Source organism: Streptomyces sp. NPDC107517 (assembly GCF_055582645.1).
The window spans coordinates 27,608-52,482 of record NZ_JBVJPM010000024.1; the positions used below are offsets into that span (position 1 = coordinate 27,608).

The window sequence follows — 24,875 nt, forward strand, 5'->3', positions numbered from 1 at the left end:
CCCCACCCGCGGTCAGCAGCAGCCGTCCTCGTCGTCGACCACACCGACGCTGATCGCCCCTTCGGCCCGCTTGCGTCCCGCCGGGGAGCGCGTCAACTCCGTCTGCACGTCCGTGCCGGCGGCCACGGCCGCCGATTCGGCCGCGGCCCAGTGGAAGACACCCCGAGCCATGGTCGACGTCTCCTGGAGGGCACGACGTGCGAACACGTCGGCACGCACGCGTGCCACCTCCTGGTCGGCGGGCGCCGCGAGGGCCGCGGTCTCCGCCAGATGCGAGGCGAGGCGCAGTTCCCCGGCGGCGAGGAGCTCGGAGGCACGCAGCGCCAGCGCGGACGCCCCGCCCGCTGCCCGTGCGAACTCGGCCGCGACGTCCGCCTCCGGGGCGGGCTTGAGGTGCGCGGGGTTCTGGTCGTACCAGCCGCCCCACAGCCGCCACAGGTTGCGCACGACGAACTCCGGCTCGTCGTAGGCCGGGTGGAGGTACGGCTTCGCCAGCAGGTCCTCCGGAGCCTTCACGCCGTGGATGACCGCGTCGAGGCGATGGCCCGCGTTCATCAGCTCCCTGGTCTGCTCGCACAGCGACTCCAGGAAGCCCGCGGTGTCGTCCAGAGCTTGGTGCACGCGGTCGGAGCCGACGACGGGAACGCCGTGCCCGGGCAGGAGGAGTTCGGCGCCGAGCCCCTGCATCGCACGCAGGGCGCGCGCCCAGTCCTCCGGATACCGCTGCACCTTCTGGGGGTTGCCGGCGTTCGGCGTGTTCCAGATGAACAGGTCGCCCGTGCACAGCGTCCTGAGCTCGGGGATCCATACGTAGGTGTGGTCGTCGGTCTCCCCGCGCGCGTGCACGAGCTCGAACGTCAGCTCCCCGCGCCGCACGGTGAGACGGTCCCTGTAGACGACGTCCGGATAGCGGTACGTGGTGGGCCACTCCAAAAAGGGCACTCCGAACTGCTTGCGATTGATCCAGGAGTTGTAACCCGCCGTCCGGATGTAGCGGTCGAACCGCGCGGGGACGGCCTCGTGGGCGATCACCTCGGGGCGCGGTCCGCCCCTCTCGTCGGCCTCCTGGTCGAAGGGGGCCACTCCGAAGACGTGGTCCACGTGACCGTGCGTGTACACCACGGAGCGCACCGGTCCCGCGCCGAACCCTGCGACCGCCTCGTGCAGTTGTCCCGCCGTACGGAAGTCGCCCGAGTCGACGAGGACCACGCCGTCGCCCGTATCGAAGGCCGCCACGTTGGCGAACGCCGGGAAGAAGCCCACGCGGTCACGCAGGCGCACCAGTTCGCTCCCGGAGTGCGCGCCCGTCAGATGAGGCAGCAGCGTCTCGGCGCCCTGCCAGACCCGGTCGATGTAGTCGGCGTACGCGGCGTGCTGGGCGTCCCGCTCTTTGTGTTCGGTCATGTCCTCGGCTCCTTGTGGGCAATGCCGTCGATCGCCACCGACCACGAGTTTCGGCCCCCGATGTGAGATCGAACACCGCCTCATGTCACATGTCCCACCCGTGGGTAATGTGACGCGTCACAAACGCAGTGTCCGGTCCACGTCCATGGGGGAATGGAGGAACAGTGGCCCTGTCGCCCGAAGCCCGCTCCCTCGCCGCGCGCTGCGAACCGAGAGTCAACGAACTCGCCCGCCGCATGGCCCGCGAGTCGTTCGAGCAACTGCCCGGATACGCGGAACTCCCCGACGACGTGAAGGACTTGGAAGTCGCCGCGACCGCCCGGCACGGCGTACGGCTCTTCCTGCGCAGTGTCAGCGAGCCCGACCTGGTCCAGAGCGGCAGCCACCGGCTGTTCCGTGAGCGAGCCGCTCAACGGGCCGAGGAGGGCATGCCGCTGCACCTCCTCCTGCGCACCCACGCGCACGGCGTCTACGTCCTGTGGCAGGCCTTGCGTGACGCTGCGGGCCCCGGTGAGGAAGGCGCGCTGGTCGAACTCGTCGACGTACTGCTGCGGTCGCACCCGGGGATCGTGGGAGCCGTGGCCGAGACGTATCTCGACGAGCGGTCCGCCCTGGAGGCCGAACAGCGGGCCCGGGTCCGCTCCCTGGTGCGCGGCCTGCTCGACGGGATGGTCCCGCCCGGGCACGTCCTTCTGGAGCAGCTCCGCCTCGAAGGGCCCGCGCTCGTACTGGCCCTCGGCCTCCACACGGATCCCGCCGAGGGACCGGTCGCCGTGCGGCGCAGGCTGCGTCGGGTGCAGACCGCCCTGGACCATGCCTTCGGAGTGGAAGTGTTCGCGCTCCTGGAGGCCGACGGCGGGCGGGTCATCGTGCCCAAGGACTGCCCGGCCCCCGACGATCTGGCCGGCCGCCTCGCCAAGGCCGGCGGGTTCGAGGTCCGGGTGGCCGCCGTGCAGGCGGCCGTACCCGAGGAGGTGCCCCCGGCGGCCCGCACCGCCACCGAGATCCTTCGCATCACGCGCGCGTGCGGCATCCCGGCCGGACTGCACCGCCTGGACGACGTGCTCCTGGAGTACCACCTGTCCCGTCCCAGCGCGACGAGCCACCGGATAGCGGCTCTCCTGGAACCGGTGGCGGACCGGCCCGAACTCCTGGAGACGCTGCGGACCCATCTCGCCCACCAGCAGGACCGCAGGGCGACAGCCGCCGAGCTCGGCCTGCATCCCAACACGGTCGACAACCGGCTTGCCCGCATCGGCGAGCAGACGGGCATCGACCTGTCGGCCCCGCGCGGGACGGCACTCGCCATCGCCGCGCTTCTCCTGAGGGACGCGGCCGGCACACCCTGAGGCGCTGTCCACGAAGGCGTCAGGCGATGGGCCGCCCGTACGCCCGCAGCGTGCGCAGCGCCTCGACCGTCACCATCGGGCGCGCCTCCAGCGCGACCGCCGGAGCCCACTGGCGCCAGCGGATCGGCCACCCGCCGTCGTCCTGCTGCTCGCCCGCGAGGAAGTCCAGCGAGCGCGCCATCTCCTCATCCGTGAACCACGCGCGCGCCAGCGACTCCGGAGTCTTCGCGTAGTCGTGCGGAAGGTGGTGCTCACCCGGCGCGTACCCGGGCGCTACGGGGTACTCCCCCGGCCGCTCGGGATCGAGTAATGCAAGCCGCTGCTCGCGCACGAGTCGGCCGAGCCGGTCGGCGGCCGCCTCCGCCCGCGGGCGGTCGGGCGCGCCGTCCAGGAAGGCCACGGCCGCCTCGATCTCGTAGGGATGGGACTTCTTCAGGGACTCGACCGCGGCCCAGCAGAAGTCGGTCGCCCGGAACAGCCACGCGTGCCACACCTGGTTGCGGTGCAGCAGGCCGACCACGGGGCCCGTGGCGAGCAGCTCGCTCGGCGGGTCGTCCACCACCGGCACGAAAGGCGCGCACGGGTAGCCGCGCTGGCTGGGATGGATCGCCGGGAGAGCGCCCTCCGGGGTCGACACGGACGTCAGATAGCGGCACACGCGCTCCACCCGCTGGCCGCTGCAACGGCCGATCGAGTCGAGGACACGCAGCGCGTGACCGGTGTGCAGCGGCTGGCTCACCGGGCCGCGGAGATCGGGCTCGAGGGCGTGACCATAACCCTCGTCCTCGTTGCGGTAGGCGGCGAGGGCGGTCTCGACGGCGTCCGCGCCCGCCCGGCCCGCGCCGAGGAAGTGGTAGGCGAAGCGGCGCTGATCCAGCACGCGCGCGGTCAGCCAGATGAAGTGCTCGGCACGGGAGAGCGGGGAGGGCGCCGAGGTGGTCTGAGGGAGTGGGGATGCTCCGTTTTCGGCCATGCACCGACGGTAGGACGGAAAGCGTTCTCGGTGAGCCTTCCGTGCCGGGCTGCACTCTCAGGGGCGGGATACTGGTGTCATGCGGTTGACGGTCTTCTGGCAGCGGATGGCGGATCACTTCGGTCCTGGCTACGCCGAAACATTCGCGCGTGATCATGTGATGACGGAACTCGGTGGGCGCACGGTGCACGAGGCGCTCGATGCCGGCTGGGAGGCGAAGGACGTGTGGCGTGCGGTGTGCGCCACGATGAATGTTCCGTCGGAGAACCGCTGACCTGCTCTGACGAGCGGGGGCGGTGCCCGGCTGTCAGTGGCGTGGGCGAGACTGGCTCCGTGGCACCCACAGACGAGACCTTGCAGGCGGCAGCCGACGCCTCCCCGCCCGGCCGGACGCCCCCGGGGGGCGGGGCCGCGAGCGGGCGTGCGCGGATGCCGGGCTGGCTGCCGCGGGCCATGGTCCTCGCCCTGGCCCTCATCGCCTGCTTCCAGCTGGGCAGTTGGGCGTTCCACCAGCTCACCGGGCTGTTGATCAACGTATTGATCGCGTTCTTCCTGGCCCTCGCCGTAGAGCCGGCGGTCAGCTGGATGGCCGGGCGCGGCATGCGCCGGGGGCTGGCCACCGGGATCGTCTTCCTGGGCGTCACGATCGCCGGCGCGGGTTTCGTGGTCCTGCTCGGCTCGATGCTCGCGGGCCAGATCGTCAGCATGGTCGAGGACTTTCCCGCCTACCTCGACTCGGTGATCAACTGGATCAACCACACGTTCCACACGGAGCTGAGCAGGGTCGCGGTCCAGGACAGCCTGCTGCGCTCCGACTGGCTCCAGAGGTACGTGCAGAACAGCGCGAGCGGCGTCCTCGACGTGTCGGGACGGGTCCTCGGAGGCCTGTTCCAGCTGCTGACGATTCTGCTGTTCTCGTTCTACTTCGCCGCCGACGGCCCCCGGCTCCGGCGCGCGCTGTGCTCGGTGCTGCCGCCCGCCAGGCAGGCCGAGGTGCTGCGCGCGTTGGAGATCGCGGTCGACAAGACCGGCGGCTATCTCTACTCGCGCGGCCTGATGGCACTGATCTCCGGGATCGCGCACTACATCCTGCTCGAGGCCCTGGGCGTGCCCTACGCGCCCGTGCTCGCCGTCTGGGTCGGCCTCGTGTCCCAGTTCATCCCGACCATCGGCACGTATCTGGCGGGCGCCCTGCCGATGCTGATCGCCTTCACGGTCGACCCCTGGTACGCGCTGTGGGTGCTGATCTTCGTAGTCGTCTACCAGCAGTTCGAGAACTACCTGCTCCAGCCCAAGCTGACCGCGAAGACCGTGGACATCCACCCGGCGGTCGCCTTCGGATCCGTCATCGCGGGCACTGCACTCCTCGGCGCGGTCGGCGCGCTGATCGCCATCCCCGCGGTGGCGACGCTGCAGGCCTTCCTCGGGGCGTACGTGAAGCGCTACGCCGTCACGGACGACCCGCGGGTGCACGGCCATCGGACCAGATCCGGTTCGTCCCTCCTCGCGCGCATACGGGCCGCACTGCGCAAGCCGGACGACCCGAGGGGCGAAGCGGCATCCGGGCAGGAACCGGAAGAGGACGCGGACGATACCCGCGACGGCTCTGAGTAGGCGTCCCAGGTGGGCCTCCTAAGCCTCAGTAAGTGATCGCCGCCCAGATCCCGGCGGCGGCGACGGCTGCCGCGTAGCAGGCGACCGCACCCCGCATCACGCCGTTTTTGGTCCTCTCGCTCCATGCCGTACGGGACATCAGCCAGGCCAGCGCGGGCAGGACGAGCACGGCGTGCAGGCTGACGCCGTGCAGCGGCTTGAGGGGCGCGGTCGAGTGGTAGGCCGCCTCCTGGTGGCCGGTCTTCGTGAGGATCACCCCGCGCGCGATCATTGCGGCGCCGGACGCCAGCGCGACGAGCAGAATCGCGAACCCGGACCACAGCGCGAGTGGCATCCCCGTGGGCCCCGACGGCCGGCGCCGGAACGAGGCGACCGCGAACACGGCGAGCAGCACGACCAGGATCCCGCCGCCCACCGCGAGGGACATGGACACGGCGGTGTTGAAGCCGGACTCCATGTTGAGATGCGACGGCACCCGCCGCCATGCCTGAAGGGTGATACCGCCGACCTCCAGGACGCAGTCGGCGGCGAACACGACGAGCAGTACGTGCCTGACGCGGGTGCCGATCCGCAGATACGACGTCACCCAGGTGAGCGCGATCAGCGTCAGGCCGAAGGAGACGCCGAACGTGACCGGCTTGCGCCACGAGACAGGGCCGTCCCAGGGCCCTCCGTCGACCGCGAAGACCAGCAGGTGGGCGAGGCCGGAGAGGGCGAGTACGGAGCCGGTGGCGTAACAGAGGCGCTCGGAGGGGCGGGCGGCGCGCCACAGGTCCCCTACCGCGCCGGTCAGGGCGGGGCCTGTCGGGCTCGACAGGGGAGCGGCTGTGGTGGGCGAGGGCATCAGACACGCACCTCCTCGGGACGGCCGAACCGCAGTACGGACACGGCGCCGGCCACGACCATGCCGGCGAGGGCGAGGAACTCGGCCAGAGTGGAGACGATCAGCAGGGAGTCACCGGAGGAGAGGTGGTCGCCGCTGTTGGGGGTGACGACTGCGCCGACACCGATGAACAGGCCGGCAGCCAGGGCGAGCCCGGCGGCCACCACCGGGATGACGAGGCCGGGCGGCACCGCGGGGTAGTCCGCGCCGGCCGCGATCTGGCCGACGATCGACAGGACGAGCAGCGCCAGGGCGGCGAGCGTGACGACGACGGCGGGGCGCCGGACCGGGCGGCGGTCTCGTGAGTGCTCCAGGTGCTGGTCCTGCGGGATCCCCGGGGGGTGGTTCTGCGCGTTCTCCATGACGCAAGCCTCGCGAACGGGGGACGCGCCGTCGTCCCCCGGCCGAAGACACCGCCTGTACGCCGGGGGGAGTATCCCTGGCGGGGGAGTGGCCGGTGGCCTGCCGGGACGGCCTGGCTTCAGGCTGGGCCGCCGGTCGGGACCGGGCTCTCGGGAGGAGCCACAGGTCACCAGCACGCCGTCGTGAGCTTCCGCATCGCAGGGCGCGCGGTGCGCGTGGTGCGCTTGACATCAAAATCGAACATCCATTCTTATGGAGTGTCTGGCGGCTCTCTCCCCAGTGTTTCCGGGGATTTCGGCGAGAGCGGCAGGGCTGTGAGCCTCGAGTTATCCACAGGCGGACGGGCGCCGAGGCCGATTGTCAGTGGCAGGCGCTAGCGTCATTGACGTGAAGCGATCGACTCAAGCAAATCGGGTGGAACCCATGGCAGGTACTGACCGCGAGAAGGCGCTCGACGCCGCGCTCGCACAGATTGAACGGCAATTCGGCAAGGGCGCAGTGATGCGCATGGGCGAGCGGCCGAATGAGCCCATCGAGGTCATCCCCACCGGGTCGACCGCGCTCGACGTGGCCCTCGGCGTCGGCGGTCTGCCGCGCGGCCGTGTGGTGGAGGTGTACGGGCCGGAGTCCTCCGGTAAGACGACCCTGACGCTGCACGCCGTGGCCAACGCGCAGCGGGCCGGCGGCGCAGTGGCGTTCGTGGACGCCGAGCACGCGCTCGACCCGGAGTACGCGAAGAAGCTCGGCGTCGACATCGACAACCTCATCCTGTCCCAGCCGGACAATGGTGAGCAGGCGCTCGAGATCGTCGACATGCTGGTCCGCTCCGGCGCGCTCGACCTGATCGTCATCGACTCCGTCGCCGCCCTGGTGCCGCGGGCGGAGATCGAGGGCGAGATGGGCGACTCGCACGTGGGTCTGCAGGCCCGCCTGATGAGCCAGGCGCTCCGGAAGATCACCAGCGCGCTCAACCAGTCGAAGACCACCGCGATCTTCATCAACCAGCTGCGCGAGAAGATCGGCGTGATGTTCGGCTCCCCGGAGACGACGACCGGTGGCCGTGCGCTCAAGTTCTACGCCTCGGTGCGACTCGACATCCGCCGTATCGAGACGCTGAAGGACGGCACCGACGCGGTGGGTAACCGCACGCGCGTCAAGGTCGTCAAGAACAAGGTCGCGCCGCCCTTCAAGCAGGCCGAGTTCGACATCCTCTACGGCCAGGGCATCAGCCGCGAGGGCGGCCTGATCGACATGGGCGTGGAGAACGGCTTCGTGCGCAAGGCCGGCGCCTGGTACACGTACGAGGGCGACCAGCTCGGCCAGGGCAAGGAGAACGCGCGCAACTTCCTGAAGGACAACCCCGACCTGGCCAACGAGATCGAGAAGAAGATCAAGGAGAAGCTGGGCGTCGGTGTGAAGCCGGAGGCGCCCACGGCCGAGCCCGGTGCCGACGCGGCGGGTGCCACCCCCGCCGAGGACGCGGCCAAGACGGTGCCCGCACCCGCGGCCAAGGCCACCAAGTCCAAGGCCGCGGCGGCCAAGAGCTAGTCCGTGACGCGACGAACCGACTGGGCCGATCACGCCTACTCAGCCTCCCCGGCGGACCTGGGCGGCGGGGGCCCGGGTGACCTGGACGGGCACGGGGAGCCGCGTGACGGCGACGGACCGAGTGACGGCGACAGACCACGGGCCGGCGGCGGTACGCGTGACGGCGGGCGCAGCCGTGGCCGTCGGCGCGGCGGCTTCGGTGAAGCGGCCGGAGGGCGACAGGGCGGCGGCTCCCCATCCTCGTCGAGGGCCGAGAAGGGGGAGCCGCCTGCCGACCCGGCGGAGCGGGCGCGCGGCATCTGCCTGCGCCTGCTCACCGGCCAACCGCGTACGCGCAAGCAACTCGCCGACGCGCTGGCGAAGCGGGACATCCCCGATGAGGTGGCGGAGGAAGTGCTGTCCCGCTTCGAGGAGGTCGGCCTGATCAACGACGGCGCCTTCGCGGACGCCTGGGTGGAGTCGCGGCACCACGGCCGGGGGCTGGCCCGGCGGGCGCTCGCCCGGGAGCTGCGTACCAAGGGGGTGGACTCCGCGGTGATCGACGAGGCCGTCGGGCAGCTCGACTCCGAGCAGGAGGAGGAGACCGCCCGCGAGCTCGTGGCCCGCAAGCTCCGCTCCACACGCGGCCTCGACCGCGACAAGCGCCTGCGCCGCCTCGCGGGCATGCTCGCCCGCAAGGGATACCCGGAGGGCATGGCGCTCAGGGTGGTCCGCCAGGCGCTGGAGGAAGAGGGCGAGGAGATTGAGGACCTCGGGCTGGGGGACTTCTAGCCCCCCCGGGTGAGGACTCTGAGCTTCGCTGGGTAAGGGGCTGAGCTCTGCCGGGTGAGGGAGCTGGTGAGCTCTGCCGGGTGAGGGGACTGGTGAGCTCCGCCTGGTGAGGGGGAGGGCGGCGTCGGTACGGGGGTCCGACGCCGAACTCGCCCTCACCCAGGTGGGGTTAACCCCCGGGTCATGACGCCTGGTCACCGCAGTGCACAGGGATGTGTGCACAGGCGACTGTGTACGCATGACACCGGAACCCGGCTCCGCCGCTCCCGCCGGCGCCCAGGAGCTGAGTGATCTCAGCGCTCTGAAGGCGCTGGCTCAGCCCCGCCGCCAGCAGATCCTCCAGCACCTCACCCTCCACGGCCCCGCGACCTCGGCGATGCTGGCCCGCGACCTCGGGCTCAACAGCGGCGCCACCAGCTACCACCTGCGTGAGCTGGCCCGCTACGGATTCACCGAGGAGAGCTCGCCGCAGAACCAGAGTGTCGGCGGGCGCGAGCGCTGGTGGCGAGCCGTCCCGGGCGACCGCCGCTTCCCGCCCCGCAGCCGCCAGAACCCCGAAACCCGGCTCGTCATGGACGAGTTGAACCACCTCTCGTACGCCGCCGACCTCGAACTCTTCGAGCGGCTCCAGCGGCAGAGGCAGGACCTGGGGGAGTGGGCCGACGCCTTCCCGTACTCACGCGGCACGATCCGACTCACGCTGCCCGAACTCCGCGCGTTCTTCGAGGAGTTCATCGCGCTCCTCAACCGCTACAAGCGCCCCGACAGCGAGACTCCGGACGGCGCACGCACCGTCCTGACCCGCCTGCTCGCCTTCCCCACGCCGGCCCGTCCCGACGACGACGCCCGTCCCGACGACACCAGCCCCAATCGCGCCCGCCCCGACGACACCAGCCCCAATGACGCCCGCCCCGACGACACCAGCCCCAATGAGGCCCGCCCCGCCGACGCCCAGGCCTCGACGCGCCGGGCTCAGGTCGACGGGCATCAGGCCCCGGCCGAAGGAATCCAGGCTCTCGACAACACCGCAGAGACGGACACGCCATGATGCTGCGCTACGCACTGCACACCGTCCGGGACCGCAAAGGGGGGTTCCTCGGTGCCTTCCTCGCCCTCATGTGCGCGGCCGCCCTCATCACGGCCTGCGGCACCCTTCTGGAGACCGGCCTGCGCGGCACCGTCCGCACCGAGCGGTACGCGGCTGCCCCCGTGGTCGTCTCCGCCGACCAGAACGTCCACAAGACCACGGTCAAGCACAAGAAGGGCAAGACCAAGGTCAAGCACAAGGCCAAGCCGATCGCGGAGCGGGCCTGGCTGCCTCAGAACACAGCGCGACGGCTCGGCGGCCTCCCGGGCGTCGAGCGGGTCGTCCCCGAACTCACCTTCCTGGCCCAGCCCTTGTCGCCAGGAGCCGCCGACCCAGACAGGCCCGCGTACGGGCATGCCTGGGACTCCGCCGCGCTGACCCCCTACGCACTGACAGCCGGCACCGAACCCACCGGGCCCCAGGACCTGGTCGTGGACCGGGACCTGGCCGACCGTGCCCACCTCGCGCCCGGAGACAGCCTCACCGTCCAGTCCACCCAGGCACCGTGCACCTACCGCGTCACCGGAATCGTCGCGCCCGCCGGGCACGCGTCAGTGACCCACCAGACCTCCCTGTTCTTCACCACCTCAGAGGCCCGGCGCCTCGCCGGCCACCCCGGCCAGGTCACCGCCCTCGGGGTCATCCCCGCCCCCGGCCAGAAGCCGGCAGAGCTGGCGCGTGCCGTCGCGAAGGCTCTCGGCGACACGACCGCCCAGGTCACCACCGGCGACGCCCGAGGCCCCGTCGAGTTCCTCGACGCGGCAGGGGCCCGCATCAAGCTCGTCAGCATGGGTGGCGCGATGGGCGGCACCTCCCTCCTCGTCGCCGTCCTGGTCGTCGTCGGCACCTTCGCGCTCTCCGTCCAGCAACGCCACCGCGAACTCGCCCTGCTGCGCGCCATCGCCGCCACGCCCGGGCAGATCCGAAAGCTCCTCGGACGTGAGGCGCTCATCGTCGGCGCCGCCGCGGGAGTCCTCGGCTCCCTCGCTGGGCTCCCCCTCGGAGGATGGCTGTACCACCGCTTCGTCGAGCTCGGAGCGGTGCCGCCGACCCTCGAACGGACCGTCAGCGTCTTCCCCCTGTTCGCGGCCGTCGGCGTCACGCTGCTCGGCGCCTGGGCCGCCGCCCGGATCTCGGCCCGCCGCATCGCCCGTATCCGCCCCGCCGAAGCGCTCACGGAGGCCAGGGTCGAGCGTTCTCGGCCCACCTGGGGACGCATCGCAGCCGGAATCACGCTTCTCGCGGGCGGCGCCGTCCTCGTTGCCGTACTCAGCTTGCTGCGCACCGAGCCCGCGTCAACTCCTGTTACGTTCCTTTCCGTTGTTGTCCTCTCCTCGTCTGTCGCGCTGCTCGGCCCGCTCCTGGTGAAGGGCGCCGCGGCCCTCCTCGCCGGACCGCTGGGCCTTGCGGGGCCCGGCGGCAAACTGGCCGCCGCCAACCTCCGCGGCAACGCGGCCCGGATGGCCGCCGTCGTCACCCCGCTCGTCCTCCTCATCGGCATGACCTGCACCGTCCTCTTCGCTCAGCCGACCCTGGGCAACGCGGCCCGCGCCCAGGCACGCGAAGGCATCCGGGCGGACTGGATCGTCGCGGCGGAGGGTCCCGGTGTGCCCGCCGAGGCCGCACGCGAGATCCGCAAAGCCGAGGGCGCCGTCGCCACCGAGGTCGTCCGCACCACCGTGCGCGTGGGACTTGCCAAGTACCCGGCTCAGGGAGTCACCCGGGAGGGCCTCACGCGCACGTGGGACCCGGACGTCACTGCGGGATCGCTGAAGCATTTCCGGCAGGACGGCGTCGCCGTCAGCGAACTCGCCGCCGACCAGCTCCACCTGAGGCCCGGGAGCAGGCTGAAGCTGACGCTCGGGGACGGCACACCGGTCACCCTCACCGTGGCGGCCGTCTACGCGAAGGGTCTCGGCTTCGGCGATCTGACCCTGGCCCATGACCTGGTGGCCCGGCACGTCGACAATCCCCTCGCCTCCTCCGTACTCGTCAGGACCAGCCGTACGGAGAAACAACTCGCGAGCACCGTCCGGGAGTTCCCGGGTCTGCGCGTCCTCGCCCCCGCGGCGGCCGACGACCTCCAGGCCGAACGCCAGCAGGGCAACGCCGAAGTCAACCTCCTCGCCATGGGCCTGATCCTCGCGTTCACCGCGATCGCCGTCGTGAACACCCTTGCGATGTCGGTGTCCGAACGCATCCGGGAGTTCGCGATGCTCCGCCTTGCCGGCGCCACCCGCCGTCAGGTCCTGCGGATGCTGCGCATCGAGGCTCTCGCCGTGCTGCTCATCGGCACGACCCTGGGCAGCGGCATCGCGCTGGCCGTCCTGACGGCGTTCAGCGTCGGCATGACCGGCAGCGCAGCCCCGTCTGTCACACCCCTCGTCTACGTGACCGTGGTCGCCGCCGCCGGAGTCCTCGCGCTCACCGCGACCGCGCTGCCCGGCCGCGCCGCCCTGAAGCCCCGCCCGGTCGAGGTGGCAACAGCCAAGGAGTAAGGGGCACTACGCAATGGTGGGCGCCCCTTACCTCGGGGGCGCCCACCGTCACGTACACCTACAACCTCATACGACCGTCACTCGGCCACCGGCAGCCCCGCCGCCTTCCACGCCTGGAAGCCGCCCACCAGATCGGTGGCCCGGTGCAGCCCCAACTGCCGCAGGGAGACGGCGGCGAGGCTCGACGCGTAGCCCTCGTTGCACACGACCACGACGCGCAGGTCGTGGCTCGTCGCCTCGGCTGCGCGATGGCTGCCCTGGGGGTCGAGCCGCCACTCCAGTTCGTTGCGCTCCACCACGAGCGCCCCGGGGATCAGCCCGTCCCGCTCCCGCAGCGCCGCGTACCGGATGTCCACGAGGAGCGCGTCGCCCGCCGTGGCGGCCGCGTACGCCTCACCGGCCTCGACCCGGTCCAGACCCAGGCGCACCCGATCGAGCAACTCGTCGATTCCCTCAGGCCGTTCACTCCGTGAGCCGTTCGAGCCGCCCGCGTCACCCACGCCGCTCACGCCGTCACCCACCCCAGTAGTCACGTCACCCACCCTGCCCCCTCCACTCACTGCCAGTCCTCCGGCCGCTCCACCGTCTCGAGCCGCAGCACCGCGCCCGCGCGGCTGTAGCGGCGGATCTGGGGGAGCGGCGGGTAATAGGCGTGCACGGAGATCGCGTGCTCGCCGGCGGACTCGTTGAGGACCTCGTGCACATGGTGCTGTCCGAAGGCCCTGCCCCGGCCCGCGGCCAACGTCCGTTCGCGGTCCACGTCTTCGGACAGCTCAAGCGTCTTCCAGCCGTCGGCGGGCAGCCGGGCCGCGAGCGAGTTCTCCTTGAGTTCGCCCGACGCCGTGAGGAAGGCGCCGACGGATTCGGCGTGGTCGTGCCAGCCGGTGCCCGTGCCGGGCGGCCAGCCGATGAGCCATGCCTCGCTGCCGCCGGGCCCTTCGAGCCGCACCCACGTGCGGCCCTCGGGGTCCAGCGGGAGCGAGGCGATCAGTTCGTGGTCCTCGGCGGTACGGCGCACGAAGTCGAGGAGGTCACGCTGCGTGGGCGCGGCGGCCGCCAGGGAAGGGGAGGGTGAGGCAGACACGGATACCGTCCTGAAGGTTCGCGGAGAGCGCGCGAGAAGCCCCGGAAGAACCGGTGAACCCGGGGAAAATGGGGGATCGCGCAGAGGGAAGAGGCGAATTCAGCAGGACGGGCGACACACGCAGCCCACATAGCGGACGAGGTCCATATGGACCCTCCGCCACAGGCGCACATCGGTGTCGGTCACGCTCCGGAGTACACCATGGCGGAGGGGGTCGGTCAACTCGTTCCGGCGGTGCTCCCGGCCTTCGCGCCGTTCTCCACGGGCCCCCCGAGCGCGGCTCGCGCGGCCGCGTACAGCTGAGCGGGATGCACCCCGCTCAGGGCTGTGACCAGGTGGCCGTCCGGGCGCACAAGCAGCACGGAGTGCGCCGGGGCACCGGGGTAACTCTCCGCGACGAGCAGCTCCGCCTCGTGCGGCAGCGCCGTGACGGCGGCCGCGAGCCGTGGCATCACCCCGGCCGAGACCCAGTGCCGCCGCTCCCACACACCAGTGCCCGGCGCGATCAGAACGACGAGCAGGCGCCCGAGGCCGAGCCGCTCCCGCAGCCCGACGAAGGACCCGTCGGGCGCCGTGACCCGCACGTCCCGGACAGGGGCGCCCGGAGCCGTACCCACGTCGACCTCCGCTTCGGAGGGCTCCGGCGCCAGCGGCGACTCGGCGTACGCCCCCGGCGCGCCCAGCGGCCCGTGCCCCAGATGACCGTCCGTGAGGAGCACATCATGGCCGCGCGCGGATCCGGCGACGTACGAGCGCAGCCCTTTGCCGCCCCGCAGTATCGGCAGCGCCTGGTCGGCGGCGCGCAGCCGGCCCGCGACGACCGCGCGGCGCTCGGCCTGATAGCTGTCGAGGAGCGCCTCGTGAGGGCCCTCGTGCCAGGCGAGGGCCAGTTTCCAGGCGAGGTTGTCCGCGTCCCTCAGGCCCTCGTCGAGGCCCTGGGTGCCGAGCGCGCCGAGCAGGTGCGCCGCGTCACCGGCGAGGAAGACCCGGCCGACCCGCCACCGCCGGGCCAGGCGGTGGTGAACCGTGTGCACCCCCGTGTCCAGCAGCTCGTACGGCGGTGTCGAGCCGGCACACCAGCCGGCCAGCGTCTCCCGGATGCGGGTCACCAGGATGTCGGGCGTCACCAGCTCGCTGCGGGGCGGCAGCAGCCAGTCGAGGCGCCAGACGCCGTCGGCGAGGGGGCGGCCGACGACCTCCCCGCCGGACGGGCCCGACGTCCGCCAGGGAAGGCTCCGATGAAGCAACGCCTCGCCGGGCCAGGGAAGTTCCGTGCGCAGCGCGGCGACGGCGTGTCGCTCGACGGACGTGCGGCCGGGGAAGCGGATGTCGAGCAGCTTGCGGACCGTGGAGCGTGGACCGTCGCAGCCCACCAGGTAGCTCCCGCGCCACCACGTGCCCTTCGGGCCGCGGGTGTGCGCGGCCAGGGCGCCGCTCTCCTGCTCGATCGAGTCGAGGCGGCTGTTCACGGCGACCTTGATGAGCCGTTCGTCGGCGGCGGCCTCCCGCAGGGCGCCCGTCAGTTCGTGCTGGGGCAGATGCAGCGGCGAGGGCATCTGCTCACCGAAGGTGAGCTCCCGCATCACCTGTTTGCGCCGCAGGGAACGCCAGCCGGTCCAGCGTGAGCCGGTCGCGTCGAACGACGTCCGGGCGAGCCGCTCCACGAGGGCGGCGGTGTCTTCGCGGAGAATCACGGTCCGTGCGGGCCGCTGTTCGTCCTTGCCGGGACCCTCGTCGAGCACGACGGAGGGCACGCCGTGGCGGGCGAGAGCCAGGGAGAGCGTGAGCCCGACGGGCCCGGCGCCGACGACGATCACCGGGTCCACGGCGCGGCTCCTCCTGCCCCGGGGAGTGCTGTGGGAGGCGTACAAGAAAGGGCAGTTGGAGCGGGGTGCGCGATCACAGAACGTATGCAACCCATTGCGGGTGCTTGCGTCAAGTGACGGAGGCAGTGGCGATCATGCCACTGCCTCCGTTTGCTCACATCTCGTCAGTTCTTCTGCAGAGCCGCTCGGTCGGTCCCGTCCACGACGGCGGGTGCCTGAGTGCGCTCACGGTGCCACGGGAGCCTCGGCCGCGGCGGGCTCTGCGGCGGCCGCCACCGCGATACCGGTCTTCGCGCGCCGGCCGCGCCGCTCGATCCAGGTGGCGAGCCCTGCCAGGGCCAGACACAGCGCCACGTAGATCGCGCCGACGACGATGACCACCGCGGTGATCGGGTTCTCGCCGTTGACGATGATGTTGCTGGCCATCGTGCGGGCCGCGAACAGGAGCTCGCTGTACGTGATGATGTAGCCGAGCGAGGTGTCCTTGAGGGTCACCACGAGCTGGCTGATCATCGTCGGCAGCATGGACCGTACGGCCTGCGGCAGCAGCAGCATCGTCATGACCTGCGACTTGCGCAGCCCCAGTGCGTACGCGGCTTCCACCTGTCCGCGCGGCACGGCGTTGACGCCCGCCCGGATCACCTCGGCCTGCACGCAGCCGTTGTAGACGGTCAGACCGATGACGAGCGCCCAGAAGGCGGTGTTGTCCCCGACGACGCCGAGGCCGTTCTTGTAGGTCAGGAACAGGAACCACAGGGCGTAGATCGTGATCAGCAGCGGGATCGCGCGGAACAGTTCGATGAAGCCCGTGGCGGCCCAGCGGACCGTCTTGTGCTCGGACAGGCGGGCGACGGCCAGGAGCAGGCCGAGCACCAGGGAGAGCACGCCGGCGACGGCGAACACCTTCAGCGTGGTGAGCACGCCGTCGCGGATGCTGGTCCGCACACCGGCGTTGTTGAAGATGTTCCAGACCTCGGGCTCCAGCTGCCCCTTGACGTTCATCCGGTAGAGGGTGAACGCGATCAGGCCGAGCACGGCCAGGGAGCCGACGACCGTGTAGATGCGGTTGCGCACCCGGGCCTTGGGGCCCGGTGCGTCGTACAGGACGCTCGAACTCATCGTGCGACCCCCATGCGCCGCTCGAGCAGCCGGAAGAGACCGCTGATGGTGAAGGTGATGACCAGGTAGCCGAGAGCCACCCAGAGGAAGATCCAGGCGATGGCGAAGCCCTGGTCGCTGAGCAGCTTCTGCACGCCGAACAGCTCGGTGACACTGAACGCGCCCGCGATCGCCGAGTTCTTCGTCAGCGCGATGAAGATCGAGCTGAGCGGCGGCAGGACGGTCCGGGTGGCCTGCGGAAGGATGATCAGGCGCAGCGTCTGGGAGAAGGTCATCCCGATGGACCGGGCGGCCTCGGCCTGTCCCAGCGGCACCGTGCTGATGCCGGACCGGACGGCCTCGCACACGAACGCCGAGGTGTAGAAGCCCAGCGCCATGAGGGCCTTGGCCCACGGGCTGAGGCCCGGCATGAAGATGACCGGAACGACGAACCACGCCACAAGGAAGAGCAGGGTCAGCGGGGTGTTCCTGAAGAGCGTGACCCAGGCGGTACCGAAGATGCGCAGCGGGGGCACGGGTGAGACACGGAACCCGGCGATGATGACACCCAGGACCATCGCGAGGAGCCCGCTGGCCAGGGTCAGCAGGACGGTGCCTATGAACCCCTCGCGGAATTCCGCGAGATGGTCGAGCAATACGTTCACGGGGATGTCCTCGTGGGCGGCGGCGGACAGGCAGCGAGGGCCGTGCCACGGGCGCACTGTGCGGTTGCGCCCGTGGCGGGCCGGTCACTGCCGGGGGGTCGTACGGTGCGGGCCGGGGCCCGCACCGTCAGCGCGTCAGTAGCGCTCGAGGGCCGGCGGCGCGATGTACGCGGACTTGGACAGGCCGAGCGTCGCGTCGTACGCCTTCTTGTAGTCGCCGTTCTTCTCGTGCGCCTCGATGGCGTCCGAGACGGCGTCGCGCAGCGCCTTGTCGTCCTTGTTCATGCCGACGCCGTAAGGCTCCTCGGTGAACGGCTTGCCCACGACCTTCAGCTTGCCCGGACGCTGGGCGGCGTAGCCCTTGAGGATCGCGTCGTCGGTGGTGACGGCGTCGACCTCGTTGTTGAGCAGCTGCTGCACGCACTCGGAGTACTTGGACAGCTCGACGGTCTTGGCGCCGTACTTGGGCTTCTTGATCTCCTGGAGCGGGGTCGAGCCCTTGATGGAGCAGACCGTCTTGCCCTTGACGGAGTCCGGGCCGGTGATGCCCTTCTCGTCGCCGCGGACGAGGAGGTCGGCGCCGGCCATGAAGTACGGGCCGGCGAAACCGACCTGCTTCTTGCGCTCGTCGTTGATCGTGTACGTGCCTACGTAGAGGTCGACCTCGCCCTTGGAGATGGTCGTCTCACGGACGTTCGAGTCGATGGTCTTGAACTCGATCTGCGACGGCTTGAAGCCGAGGTCGGCGGCGACCATCTTGGCGATCTCGATGTCGAAGCCCGAGCGCTTGCCGTCGGTGTCCTGGAAGCCCAGGTACGGCTGGTCGTTCTTGGCGCCGATGACGATCTTTCCGGCCTTCTGCGCCCGCTTCAGCGTCGCGGAGTCCAGCTTCACGCCCGAGGCGACCGTGTACGTGGGCAGCTTCGGCTGGTCCTTGCCGCCGGTGCCGCCGGCGGGCTTGTCACCGGCGTTGCCGGAGTCGCCGCCACACGCGGTGGCGGTGAGGGCGAGCACGGCGACAGTGGCCGCCGCGGCGGCGGACTTGCGGAGCTTCATGGTGAACATCCTTCGTGTCGGCAGATTTCGGCCGTGAAAAGTCAGACGCCTGTGCGTCAGCGTCAGTGGTGCAGGATCTTCGACAGGAAGTCCTTGGCCCGGTCGCTGCGCGGGTTGCTGAAGAACTGGTCGGGGGTGGCCTCTTCGACGATCCGTCCGTCCGCCATGAAGACCACGCGGTTGGCCGCCGAGCGCGCGAAGCCCATCTCGTGCGTGACGACGATCATCGTCATGCCGTCGCGGGCGAGCTGCTGCATGACCTCGAGGACCTCGTTGATCATCTCCGGGTCGAGGGCTGACGTCGGCTCGTCGAAGAGCATGATCTTGGGGTCCATCGCCAACGCCCGCGCGATCGCGACGCGTTGCTGCTGCCCGCCGGAGAGCTGCGCCGGGTACTTGTCCGCCTGCGTGCCCACGCCCACCCGGTCGAGCAGGGTGCGTGCCTTGGCCTCGGCCGCCTTCTTGTCCGTCCTGCGGACCTTGATCTGCCCCAGCATCACGTTCTCGAGCACGGTCTTGTGCGCGAAGAGGTTGAAGGACTGGAAGACCATGCCCACGTCCGAGCGGAGGCGGGCCAGCTCCTTGCCCTCCTGGGGCAGCGGCTTGCCGTCGATCGTGATGGCACCCGTGTCGACGGTCTCCAGGCGGTTGATCGTGCGGCACAGCGTCGACTTTCCGGAGCCCGAGGGTCCGATGACGACGACGACCTCACCACGCGCGATGGTCAGGTCGATGTCCTGGAGCACGTGCAGCGCGCCGAAGTGCTTGTTGACTTGGTTCAGCACGACCAGCTCGTCGGCCGCGGGAATGGCGTCCTTGGTCACCGATACATCGGTCATCGGGGTCTTGCTCCATCCTCCTCGGTTGGGAGGACAGTAGTAATGCCGTACAACCAGCGTCATTACATCTGAGGGGAACTTGAGCATCACGATCCGGCCTCGACCGGCCACGATGCGTGAAGAGGGAGCCCGTGCGCGTACCGGCTGGATAACGGAAGGCGTCGGTGACCGGAACGCTCTTGACGGCGTCCTTATGTTTCGGAGTGGATGCCCTGTGTGCCGCACACGCGTGCACGGACAGCGCCCGCCGGCGTGCCGGGGCCGAACGACCGATGAACCGAAGGGGGCCGTGATGAGACTGCTTCTCGTCGAGGACGACGACCATGTCGCCGCCGCTCTGTCGGCGGTCCTCGCCCGGCACGGCTTCGACGTGACGCACGCCCGCAGCGGCGAGGAAGCGCTCCGGGCGCTCGTCCCCGAGGCGGACGTCTTCGGAGTCGTACTTCTCGATCTCGGCCTGCCCGACCAGGACGGCTACGAGGTGTGCGGCAAGATCCGCAAGCGCACGTCGACACCCGTGATCATGGTGACCGCGCGCTCGGACGTACGTTCCCGCATCCACGGCCTCAACCTCGGCGCCGACGACTACGTGGTGAAGCCGTACGACACAGGGGAGCTGCTCGCCCGCATCCACGCGGTCAGCCGACGCAGCGTGCCGGACGAGGCCTCGACGCCGGCCGAGGACGGTCTGCGGCTCGGTTCCGTGCGCATCGAACTGCCCACCCGCCAGGTCAGCGTGGACGGTTCGGTCGTCCAACTGACCCGCAAGGAGTTCGACCTCCTGGCGCTTCTCGCGCAGCGCCCCGGGGTGGTGTTCCGCCGGGAACAGATCATCAGCGAGGTCTGGCGCACCAGTTGGGAGGGGACGGGCCGCACGCTGGAGGTGCATGTCGCGTCCCTGCGCTCCAAACTGCGCATGCCCGCCCTCATCGAGACCGTGCGCGGCGTCGGGTACCGGCTCGTCGCACCGGCCGCCTAGAGGCCGCGGGTGCGCGCTCGCCTCCTCCCGCTGCTCATCGTCCTCATGGCGGGCGTGCTGCTCGCGCTCGGCTTCCCGCTCGCCGCGAGCGTGGCGGCCGCCCAGCAGCAGAAGGTCGTCGTCGACCGCATCGACGACACGGCACGCTTTGCCGCGCTGGCCCAGTTCGTCACCAAGCGCTCGACGGGCTCCCGCGTACGCGTCACGGACGAACGCCAGCAGACCCTGCAGAACGAACTCACGCGCTACTACGAGGTGTACGGGATCCGCGCGGGCGTCTTCTACCGCAACAGTGACCCCATGGGGCGCGCCCCGGACGACTGGCAGCTGCCCCGCGACGGAGCCGTGCGCGAGGCCTTCGACGAGGCCCTGTTCTCGCGCGGCAGCCACGACCCGCAGCAGGTGTGGCCCTGGAGGCGGGGCCGGCTCGTCGTCGCGTCACCGGTCATCAGCGACGGCGATGTCGTCGCGGTCGTCGTCACCGACTCACCCACCGGCAAGATGCGCTCCAAGACGCTTCAGGGGTGGCTGCTCATCGCGGCGGGCGAGGCGGCCGCGATGCTTCTGGCCGTCGGCGCGGCCCTGCGGCTGACAGGCTGGGTCCTGCGGCCCGTGCGGGTCCTCGACGCGACCACCCACGACATCGCGACCGGACGCCTGAAGTCCCGCGTCGCCTCGGCCGGGGGGCCGCCGGAACTCCGGCGCCTGGCCCGGTCGTTCAACGAGATGGCCGACAACGTCGAGGACGTCCTGGAGCAGCAGCGCGCCTTCGTCGCCGACGCCTCGCACCAACTGCGCAATCCGCTCGCCGCCCTGCTCCTGCGCATCGAGCTCCTGGCTTTCGAACTGCCCGAGGGGAACGAGGAGATCGCCTCCGTACGCACGGAGGGCAAGCGGCTCGCCTCGGTCCTCGACGACCTGCTCGACCTGGCCCTCGCCGAGCACACCGAGGCGGATCTGCGGCTCACGGACATCGGCGAGCTGGTGACCGAACGCGTGGGCGCATGGCGGCCGGTCGCCGACGAGAAGGGCGTGACACTGACCGATGACTGCCCCGCGGTCACCGGCTGGGCGGACCCCGTGACGCTGTCGAGCGCCCTGGACGCTGTCATCGACAACGCCCTGAAGTTCACCCCCTCCGGCGAGGAGGTACGGGTCTGCGTCGCCCGTAACGGAGAGTCCACCGAGATCGTCGTCGCGGACCGGGGTCCGGGCCTGCGCGAGGACGAACTCGCGCGGATCGGAGACCGGTTCTGGCGCAGCGCCGGCCATCAGAACGTGAAGGGCTCGGGCCTGGGCCTGTCCATCTCGCGGGCGCTGCTCGCGGCCGGCGGCGGCTCCATCACGTACGCCCCTCACGAGCCTCACGGGCTGTGCGTGACGGTGGCGGTGCCCCGGACCCACCGGGAAGGCTGAGGCGGCGAGCCAAGGGTCCTAGGGCTTCGCCGAGCGGTAGTAGCGGCGGGCGCCCTCGTGCAGCGCCAGCGGATCCGTGTAGAGCGCCGTCCGCAGGTCCACGAGCTGCGCCGCGTGCACCTCTGTGCCGATGCGGTCGCGGCTGTCTATCACCGTGCGCGTCAGCGCCTCCGTCAGGCGGGGGTCGGCACGGTCCGTGGTCACCAGCAGATTCGCCACGGCCAGCGTGGGCACCGAGACACCCTGCTGCGCGTCCGGATAGGCGTCCGCGGGCATCACGGCGGCCCGGTAGTAGCGGGACGCGCCGCCCTGCTTGTGCAGGGCGTCGACGAGGTCGCCGAGCTCGACGAGACGGATGGGGTAGTTCTCCGACAGCTTGCGCACATGGGTCGTCGGCAGGCCGCCCGACCAGAAGAAGGCGTCGATGGCGCCGTCCTTGAGCGCCTGGGGCATGCCGTCGATCCCCGTGGAGAGCGGCTTCATGTCCTTCTCCAGGTCGAGGCCGGCGGCCTCGACCACGCGCTCCGCGATGAGCCGTACCCCGGAGCCCCTGCCGCCCACGGCGACCCGGAGGCCGCGCAGGTCCTGGACCGACCTGATCGACGACGAGCGGGGCACGACCAGCTGCACGTAGTCGTCGTACAGGCGGGCGCAGCCGCGCAGCCGGTCCCCTCCGGCACCGCCCTGAAGCTTGTACTTCTCCACGGCGTCGGCGGCCGCGATCGTGAAATCGGCCTTCCCCGTGGCGACCCGCTCGACGTTCTCCTGGGACCCCTCGCTGTTCGTCAGGCGCACGTCGAGGTCCGGCAGGTCGTGGCCGAGCGCGGTCTTGAGCAGGTTGCCGTAGCGCTCGTACACCCCGGTCCGCTGACCCGTACTGATGGTCACGCTGCCCCCCGGCCTCCCGTCGTCCAGCGGCAGCAGCCACCACAGGAGCAGCCCGAGGACCACGAGGGCGGCGGCCGAGCCCTCCAGGGCTCGGCGCCTGCTGATACGGGGAAGGGCCTTGGGCATGCGGGCGATCCTGCCATTTCACTCACCGTGCTGGCCAGGGGCGCCGGCTGGTCACCGCGAGCGCCTCTCCAGTGACGCTGCAGCCGCGCCCGGCAGGCTGATGCCGACGACGGGCGGCCGGAAGGGCCGCCGCGAAGGGAGTTCGCCATGTCTCAGTCCGTCGGGACCCTCCGCCAGCAGGTCACGGGTGACCTGTACGCCGAGGTGCAGACGTTCTACGCCCAGCAGATGCGACGGGTCGACGCCCTGGACATCGAGGGCTTCGCCGACACGTTCACCGACGACGGGGAGGTCGTCCACGCGGGCGGTCAGCGTCAGAGCGGCCGGGTGGAGATGATCGCCGGGATGCGCGCCAACCTGCCGCGCTACAAGGACATCGCCGTACGCCACTGGTTCGGCCACCTCCTCATAGAGGCCGACCCCCAGGACGGGGACACCATCCGGGTCTCCTACTACACGCTGGTCACCCAGACCGACCGCGAAGGGAAGGTCTCCTTCCAGCCGACGTTCACCGTCGACGACGTGCTCGTGCGCCGCGACGGCGGGCTGCTGACCCGCTCCCGCGTCATCCACCGCGACAGCCCGGTCGCCCCGGCTGCTTCCTGACCGGCCGGTACCCGGACATCCGGCACATGGCCGAGGGGCCCCTCGACAGGGGCCCCTCGGCCATGTGCCGGACCGGTGACTCGTCCGGGGCGGCAGCTCAGTCGATGCTCCGGCAGATGTGCGGTTCACTCCCGTCGTCGTCGAGGTCCCCGGCCAGCAGCAGAGGTATCCGGCACGGCACTCCATGGAGCTCGAGGTACGACGGCAGTGCTACCTGCGTCTCGCGGTCCAGCAGAATCGTCTCCATCGACGACCCCTTTCAGTACGGCGGTTTCGGCTCGGTACGTGGGTTTCGGCCTCTCGGGTGTGCGGTCAGGCGTGGCAGGACGGCAGAGCGCCGTGGAAGGCGACCATCTCCTTGAAGGACGCCGCGACCTCGATACGGGCGCCGGGGGCCAGGCCCTCGAGTTCGGCGTACGCGCGGTGCAGGTTTCCGACCAGGCGTTCGGAGTCCAGGAGCCCGGCGAACGCGCCGAGGTCCGCGTCCCGGGCCGCCTGGAGCGGGCCCACGCCGCGCCGCAGGCCGTCCCGCGCGAGGTCCTGGAGCCAGTGGACGTAGGCCTCCGTCGCGTCGAGGAGCTCGGGGCCGCCGACCGGACCGTGCCCGGGGACGACCACGGAGGCACCGAGCGCGCGCATGCGCTCCAGGGCCCGCAGCGACCCGGTGACGGAGCCCATCAGGAGGTACGGGGTCACCCCCGACCACACCACGTCCCCGGTGAACAGCACGCCGCGCTCCGGCACCCACGCGATCACGTCGTTCGCGGTGTGGGCGGGGCCCACGTGGAGCAGCTCGGTGCGCAGGCCGCCCTCCGCGTGCAGGGTGAGCTCGTCCCGGAAGGTGAGTGTGGGCAGGGTCAGCGGGGTCTCGCCCCACTCGACGTCCGGCCACAGGTGGCGCAGGCCGAGGCCCGCCTCCTGCGTGTCGGACCGGGTGCCCGCGTGCGCAACGACGGCGGCACGCGGCGTGAACTGGCCGTTGCCGAACGTGTGGTCGCCGTGGAAGTGGGTGTTGACCACGTAGTCCGGGCCGCCCGGCACCACGCGCTCCACCTCCTCGCGCAGCCTGCGGGTGCGGGACTCGGTCGCCACCGTGTCGATCAGGACCGCCTGGCCGCCGCCGGCGACGAGGCCGGCGTTGTTCAGGCACCAGCCGCCTTCCGGCTGGACGAAGGCGTACACCCCGTCGGCGACCTGCCGCAGGCTGCCGGGCGCAGCCACCGAGGACGCAGTGGTCGCACTCACGCGGCCGCCTCCCTCTGCTCGGCGGACGAGGCGGGCGACAGCCGGCCGAACTTGCCCTGGTGGAACAGGAGCGGGTCCGGCTCGGACGACCCGCCGGACAGGGCGACGACCCGGCCGATCAGCAGCGTGTGGTCGCCGGCCGTGTACTCCGCGTCCAGCACGCACTCGACGTACGTCTCCGCGGCGGGCAGCACGGCGTTGCCGGTGACGCCCTCCTCGGCGGACAGGCGCAGCATCGCGGCGCGGCCCTCCGGCCGGTCGGGCCGGCAGAACTCCAGCGCCAGATCCAGCTGCGCCTCGGTGAGCACGCTCACGGCGAAGCTGCCCGCCTGCGATATCCGCGGGCGCATCCGGCCGGACGCCTTGACGGAGACGAGGATCAGCATCGGGTCGAGCGAGACCGAGGTGAGGCTGTTCAGGGTCATCACGATGGTCTCGTCGCCGCTTCCCTGGGTGAGCAGGGTGACGCCCGTCGGGAATCGGCCCATCGCGGCCCGGAAGGCGGCCACGTCGGGTTCGGCGAGAGTTGCGCCGGCGGTCACAGCAGTCATGTCAGG

The 24,875-nt window shown here is 70.9% G+C and carries 25 protein-coding genes; 10 read left to right on the plus strand and 15 right to left on the minus strand.

All coding sequences use genetic code 11. The features are described from left to right. Positions 1-12: 12 nt before the first annotated feature. On the minus strand, positions 13-1,404 hold the full coding sequence (locus tag ACZ67T_RS36285; RefSeq protein ID WP_469989961.1) for an alkyl sulfatase dimerization domain-containing protein: 1,392 nt from the start codon (positions 1,402-1,404) through the stop codon (positions 13-15). A 164-nt stretch (positions 1,405-1,568) separates the two neighbouring features. On the opposite strand from ACZ67T_RS36285, the gene ACZ67T_RS36290 reads away from it, so the two are divergent. Beyond that, positions 1,569-2,753, plus strand: a complete 1,185-nt coding sequence (locus ACZ67T_RS36290) for a PucR family transcriptional regulator (protein WP_469989963.1) — start codon at positions 1,569-1,571, stop codon at positions 2,751-2,753. Between the two features lie 19 nt (positions 2,754-2,772). On the opposite strand, the gene ACZ67T_RS36295 is transcribed toward ACZ67T_RS36290, so the two are convergent. After that, positions 2,773-3,726, minus strand: a complete 954-nt coding sequence (locus ACZ67T_RS36295; protein ID WP_469989964.1) for a hypothetical protein — start codon at positions 3,724-3,726, stop codon at positions 2,773-2,775. A gap of 79 nt (positions 3,727-3,805) precedes the next feature. Here ACZ67T_RS36295 and ACZ67T_RS36300 point away from each other — a divergent pair, with 79 nt between their 5' ends. Together ACZ67T_RS36300 and ACZ67T_RS36305 are read left to right on the plus strand one after the other, a co-directional pair. Beyond that, positions 3,806-4,000, plus strand: a complete 195-nt coding sequence (locus ACZ67T_RS36300; RefSeq protein ID WP_100591081.1) for a DUF3046 domain-containing protein — start codon at positions 3,806-3,808, stop codon at positions 3,998-4,000. 59 nt (positions 4,001-4,059) lie between these two features. After that, positions 4,060-5,340 (plus strand): AI-2E family transporter, encoded by a 1,281-nt coding sequence (locus ACZ67T_RS36305; protein ID WP_469989966.1) that lies wholly within the window; start codon positions 4,060-4,062, stop codon positions 5,338-5,340. Between the two features lie 25 nt (positions 5,341-5,365). Here the strand turns inward: ACZ67T_RS36305 and ACZ67T_RS36310 are convergent, their stop codons facing one another. After that, positions 5,366-6,184, minus strand: coding sequence for a hypothetical protein (locus ACZ67T_RS36310; protein ID WP_469989968.1), 819 nt, complete (start codon positions 6,182-6,184; stop codon positions 5,366-5,368). Continuing rightward, positions 6,184-6,585, minus strand: a complete 402-nt coding sequence (locus ACZ67T_RS36315) for a hypothetical protein (RefSeq protein WP_469989970.1) — start codon at positions 6,583-6,585, stop codon at positions 6,184-6,186. Before ACZ67T_RS36315 ends, ACZ67T_RS36310 begins: the two co-directional genes overlap by 1 nt. 424 nt (positions 6,586-7,009) lie before the next feature. Here ACZ67T_RS36315 and recA point away from each other — a divergent pair, with 424 nt between their 5' ends. The 4 genes from recA (at position 7,010) to ACZ67T_RS36335 (ending at position 12,490) form a co-directional block, all read left to right on the plus strand. After that, positions 7,010-8,134, plus strand: a complete 1,125-nt coding sequence (recA, locus tag ACZ67T_RS36320) for a recombinase RecA (RefSeq protein WP_326773806.1) — start codon at positions 7,010-7,012, stop codon at positions 8,132-8,134. Between the two features lie 3 nt (positions 8,135-8,137). Further along, the gene (gene recX, locus ACZ67T_RS36325) at positions 8,138-8,905 is read left to right on the plus strand and encodes a recombination regulator RecX (RefSeq protein ID WP_469989972.1); all 768 of its coding nucleotides are present in this window, start codon (positions 8,138-8,140) and stop codon (positions 8,903-8,905) included. 238 nt (positions 8,906-9,143) lie between these two features. Continuing rightward, positions 9,144-9,953, plus strand: coding sequence for an ArsR/SmtB family transcription factor (locus tag ACZ67T_RS36330; RefSeq protein WP_469989974.1), 810 nt, complete (start codon positions 9,144-9,146; stop codon positions 9,951-9,953). Then, positions 9,950-12,490 carry an FtsX-like permease family protein gene (locus ACZ67T_RS36335; protein WP_469989976.1) on the plus strand — a complete coding sequence of 847 codons (2,541 nt, stop codon included), beginning with the start codon at positions 9,950-9,952 and terminating at the stop codon, positions 12,488-12,490. The genes ACZ67T_RS36330 and ACZ67T_RS36335 overlap by 4 nt, the downstream gene beginning before the upstream one ends. Before the next feature lie 77 nt (positions 12,491-12,567). Here the strand turns inward: ACZ67T_RS36335 and ACZ67T_RS36340 are convergent, their stop codons facing one another. From ACZ67T_RS36340 to ACZ67T_RS36370, 7 genes are all read right to left on the minus strand, one after another. Continuing rightward, the gene (locus ACZ67T_RS36340; RefSeq protein ID WP_469990062.1) at positions 12,568-12,990 is read right to left on the minus strand and encodes a rhodanese-like domain-containing protein; all 423 of its coding nucleotides are present in this window, start codon (positions 12,988-12,990) and stop codon (positions 12,568-12,570) included. 56 nt (positions 12,991-13,046) lie between these two features. After that, the gene (locus ACZ67T_RS36345; protein WP_469989978.1) at positions 13,047-13,574 is read right to left on the minus strand and encodes a cupin domain-containing protein; all 528 of its coding nucleotides are present in this window, start codon (positions 13,572-13,574) and stop codon (positions 13,047-13,049) included. A gap of 218 nt (positions 13,575-13,792) precedes the next feature. Then, positions 13,793-15,400, minus strand: coding sequence for an FAD-dependent monooxygenase (locus tag ACZ67T_RS36350; protein WP_469989980.1), 1,608 nt, complete (start codon positions 15,398-15,400; stop codon positions 13,793-13,795). Positions 15,401-15,625: 225 nt separating this feature from the next. After that, entirely contained in the window at positions 15,626-16,519 is an 894-nt protein-coding gene (locus ACZ67T_RS36355) for an amino acid ABC transporter permease (protein WP_469989982.1), read from the minus strand. Then, on the minus strand, positions 16,516-17,163 hold the full coding sequence (locus ACZ67T_RS36360) for an amino acid ABC transporter permease (RefSeq protein ID WP_469989984.1): 648 nt from the start codon (positions 17,161-17,163) through the stop codon (positions 16,516-16,518). Before ACZ67T_RS36360 ends, ACZ67T_RS36355 begins: the two co-directional genes overlap by 4 nt. A 135-nt stretch (positions 17,164-17,298) precedes the next feature. After that, on the minus strand, positions 17,299-18,219 hold the full coding sequence (locus ACZ67T_RS36365) for a glutamate ABC transporter substrate-binding protein (RefSeq protein ID WP_469989985.1): 921 nt from the start codon (positions 18,217-18,219) through the stop codon (positions 17,299-17,301). A gap of 62 nt (positions 18,220-18,281) precedes the next feature. After that, positions 18,282-19,058: an amino acid ABC transporter ATP-binding protein gene (locus ACZ67T_RS36370; protein ID WP_469989987.1), complete on the minus strand. Its 777-nt coding sequence runs from the start codon at positions 19,056-19,058 to the stop codon at positions 18,282-18,284. 292 nt (positions 19,059-19,350) lie between these two features. Here ACZ67T_RS36370 and ACZ67T_RS36375 point away from each other — a divergent pair, with 292 nt between their 5' ends. Together ACZ67T_RS36375 and ACZ67T_RS36380 are read left to right on the plus strand one after the other, a co-directional pair. Continuing rightward, the gene (locus tag ACZ67T_RS36375) at positions 19,351-20,037 is read left to right on the plus strand and encodes a response regulator transcription factor (RefSeq protein WP_469989989.1); all 687 of its coding nucleotides are present in this window, start codon (positions 19,351-19,353) and stop codon (positions 20,035-20,037) included. 9 nt (positions 20,038-20,046) lie between these two features. After that, positions 20,047-21,453: a HAMP domain-containing sensor histidine kinase gene (locus ACZ67T_RS36380; protein ID WP_469989991.1), complete on the plus strand. Its 1,407-nt coding sequence runs from the start codon at positions 20,047-20,049 to the stop codon at positions 21,451-21,453. A gap of 18 nt (positions 21,454-21,471) precedes the next feature. Here ACZ67T_RS36380 and ACZ67T_RS36385 read toward each other — a convergent pair whose 3' ends face one another. Continuing rightward, a complete protein-coding gene (locus ACZ67T_RS36385; RefSeq protein ID WP_469989992.1) occupies positions 21,472-22,467 on the minus strand; it encodes a TAXI family TRAP transporter solute-binding subunit in 996 nt (331 codons plus the stop codon). Positions 22,468-22,614: 147 nt separating this feature from the next. Between ACZ67T_RS36385 and ACZ67T_RS36390 the strand changes: the two genes are divergently transcribed. Then, a complete protein-coding gene (locus ACZ67T_RS36390; RefSeq protein WP_326710817.1) occupies positions 22,615-23,073 on the plus strand; it encodes a nuclear transport factor 2 family protein in 459 nt (152 codons plus the stop codon). A gap of 97 nt (positions 23,074-23,170) precedes the next feature. On the opposite strand, the gene ACZ67T_RS36395 is transcribed toward ACZ67T_RS36390, so the two are convergent. From ACZ67T_RS36395 to ACZ67T_RS36405, 3 genes are all read right to left on the minus strand, one after another. Next, complete coding sequence (locus tag ACZ67T_RS36395) at positions 23,171-23,320, minus strand: hypothetical protein (RefSeq protein WP_326710816.1); 150 nt, start codon at positions 23,318-23,320, stop codon at positions 23,171-23,173. A gap of 65 nt (positions 23,321-23,385) precedes the next feature. Next, a complete protein-coding gene (locus ACZ67T_RS36400) occupies positions 23,386-24,318 on the minus strand; it encodes an MBL fold metallo-hydrolase (protein ID WP_469989994.1) in 933 nt (310 codons plus the stop codon). Further along, entirely contained in the window at positions 24,315-24,869 is a 555-nt protein-coding gene (locus ACZ67T_RS36405; protein WP_469989995.1) for a flavin reductase family protein, read from the minus strand. Before ACZ67T_RS36405 ends, ACZ67T_RS36400 begins: the two co-directional genes overlap by 4 nt. Positions 24,870-24,875: the final 6 nt, after the last annotated feature.

What these genes read in the sequence shown, in the direction of transcription:
- ACZ67T_RS36285 (WP_469989961.1), bottom strand. Translation starts at nt 1,404, where the DNA reads ATGACCGAACACAAAGAGCGGGACGCCCAGCACGCCGCGTACGCCGAC.
- ACZ67T_RS36295 (WP_469989964.1), bottom strand. Translation starts at nt 3,726, where the DNA reads ATGGCCGAAAACGGAGCATCCCCACTCCCTCAGACCACCTCGGCGCCC.
- ACZ67T_RS36300 (WP_100591081.1), top strand. Translation starts at nt 3,806, where the DNA reads ATGCGGTTGACGGTCTTCTGGCAGCGGATGGCGGATCACTTCGGTCCT.
- ACZ67T_RS36310 (WP_469989968.1), bottom strand. Translation starts at nt 6,184, where the DNA reads ATGCCCTCGCCCACCACAGCCGCTCCCCTGTCGAGCCCGACAGGCCCC.
- ACZ67T_RS36315 (WP_469989970.1), bottom strand. Translation starts at nt 6,585, where the DNA reads ATGGAGAACGCGCAGAACCACCCCCCGGGGATCCCGCAGGACCAGCAC.
- recA (WP_326773806.1), top strand. Translation starts at nt 7,010, where the DNA reads ATGGCAGGTACTGACCGCGAGAAGGCGCTCGACGCCGCGCTCGCACAG.
- ACZ67T_RS36330 (WP_469989974.1), top strand. Translation starts at nt 9,144, where the DNA reads ATGACACCGGAACCCGGCTCCGCCGCTCCCGCCGGCGCCCAGGAGCTG.
- ACZ67T_RS36335 (WP_469989976.1), top strand. Translation starts at nt 9,950, where the DNA reads ATGATGCTGCGCTACGCACTGCACACCGTCCGGGACCGCAAAGGGGGG.
- ACZ67T_RS36355 (WP_469989982.1), bottom strand. Translation starts at nt 16,519, where the DNA reads ATGAGTTCGAGCGTCCTGTACGACGCACCGGGCCCCAAGGCCCGGGTG.
- ACZ67T_RS36365 (WP_469989985.1), bottom strand. Translation starts at nt 18,219, where the DNA reads ATGAAGCTCCGCAAGTCCGCCGCCGCGGCGGCCACTGTCGCCGTGCTC.
- ACZ67T_RS36370 (WP_469989987.1), bottom strand. Translation starts at nt 19,058, where the DNA reads ATGACCGATGTATCGGTGACCAAGGACGCCATTCCCGCGGCCGACGAG.
- ACZ67T_RS36375 (WP_469989989.1), top strand. Translation starts at nt 19,351, where the DNA reads ATGAGACTGCTTCTCGTCGAGGACGACGACCATGTCGCCGCCGCTCTG.
- ACZ67T_RS36385 (WP_469989992.1), bottom strand. Translation starts at nt 22,467, where the DNA reads ATGCCCAAGGCCCTTCCCCGTATCAGCAGGCGCCGAGCCCTGGAGGGC.
- ACZ67T_RS36390 (WP_326710817.1), top strand. Translation starts at nt 22,615, where the DNA reads ATGTCTCAGTCCGTCGGGACCCTCCGCCAGCAGGTCACGGGTGACCTG.
- ACZ67T_RS36395 (WP_326710816.1), bottom strand. Translation starts at nt 23,320, where the DNA reads ATGGAGACGATTCTGCTGGACCGCGAGACGCAGGTAGCACTGCCGTCG.
- ACZ67T_RS36405 (WP_469989995.1), bottom strand. Translation starts at nt 24,869, where the DNA reads ATGACTGCTGTGACCGCCGGCGCAACTCTCGCCGAACCCGACGTGGCC.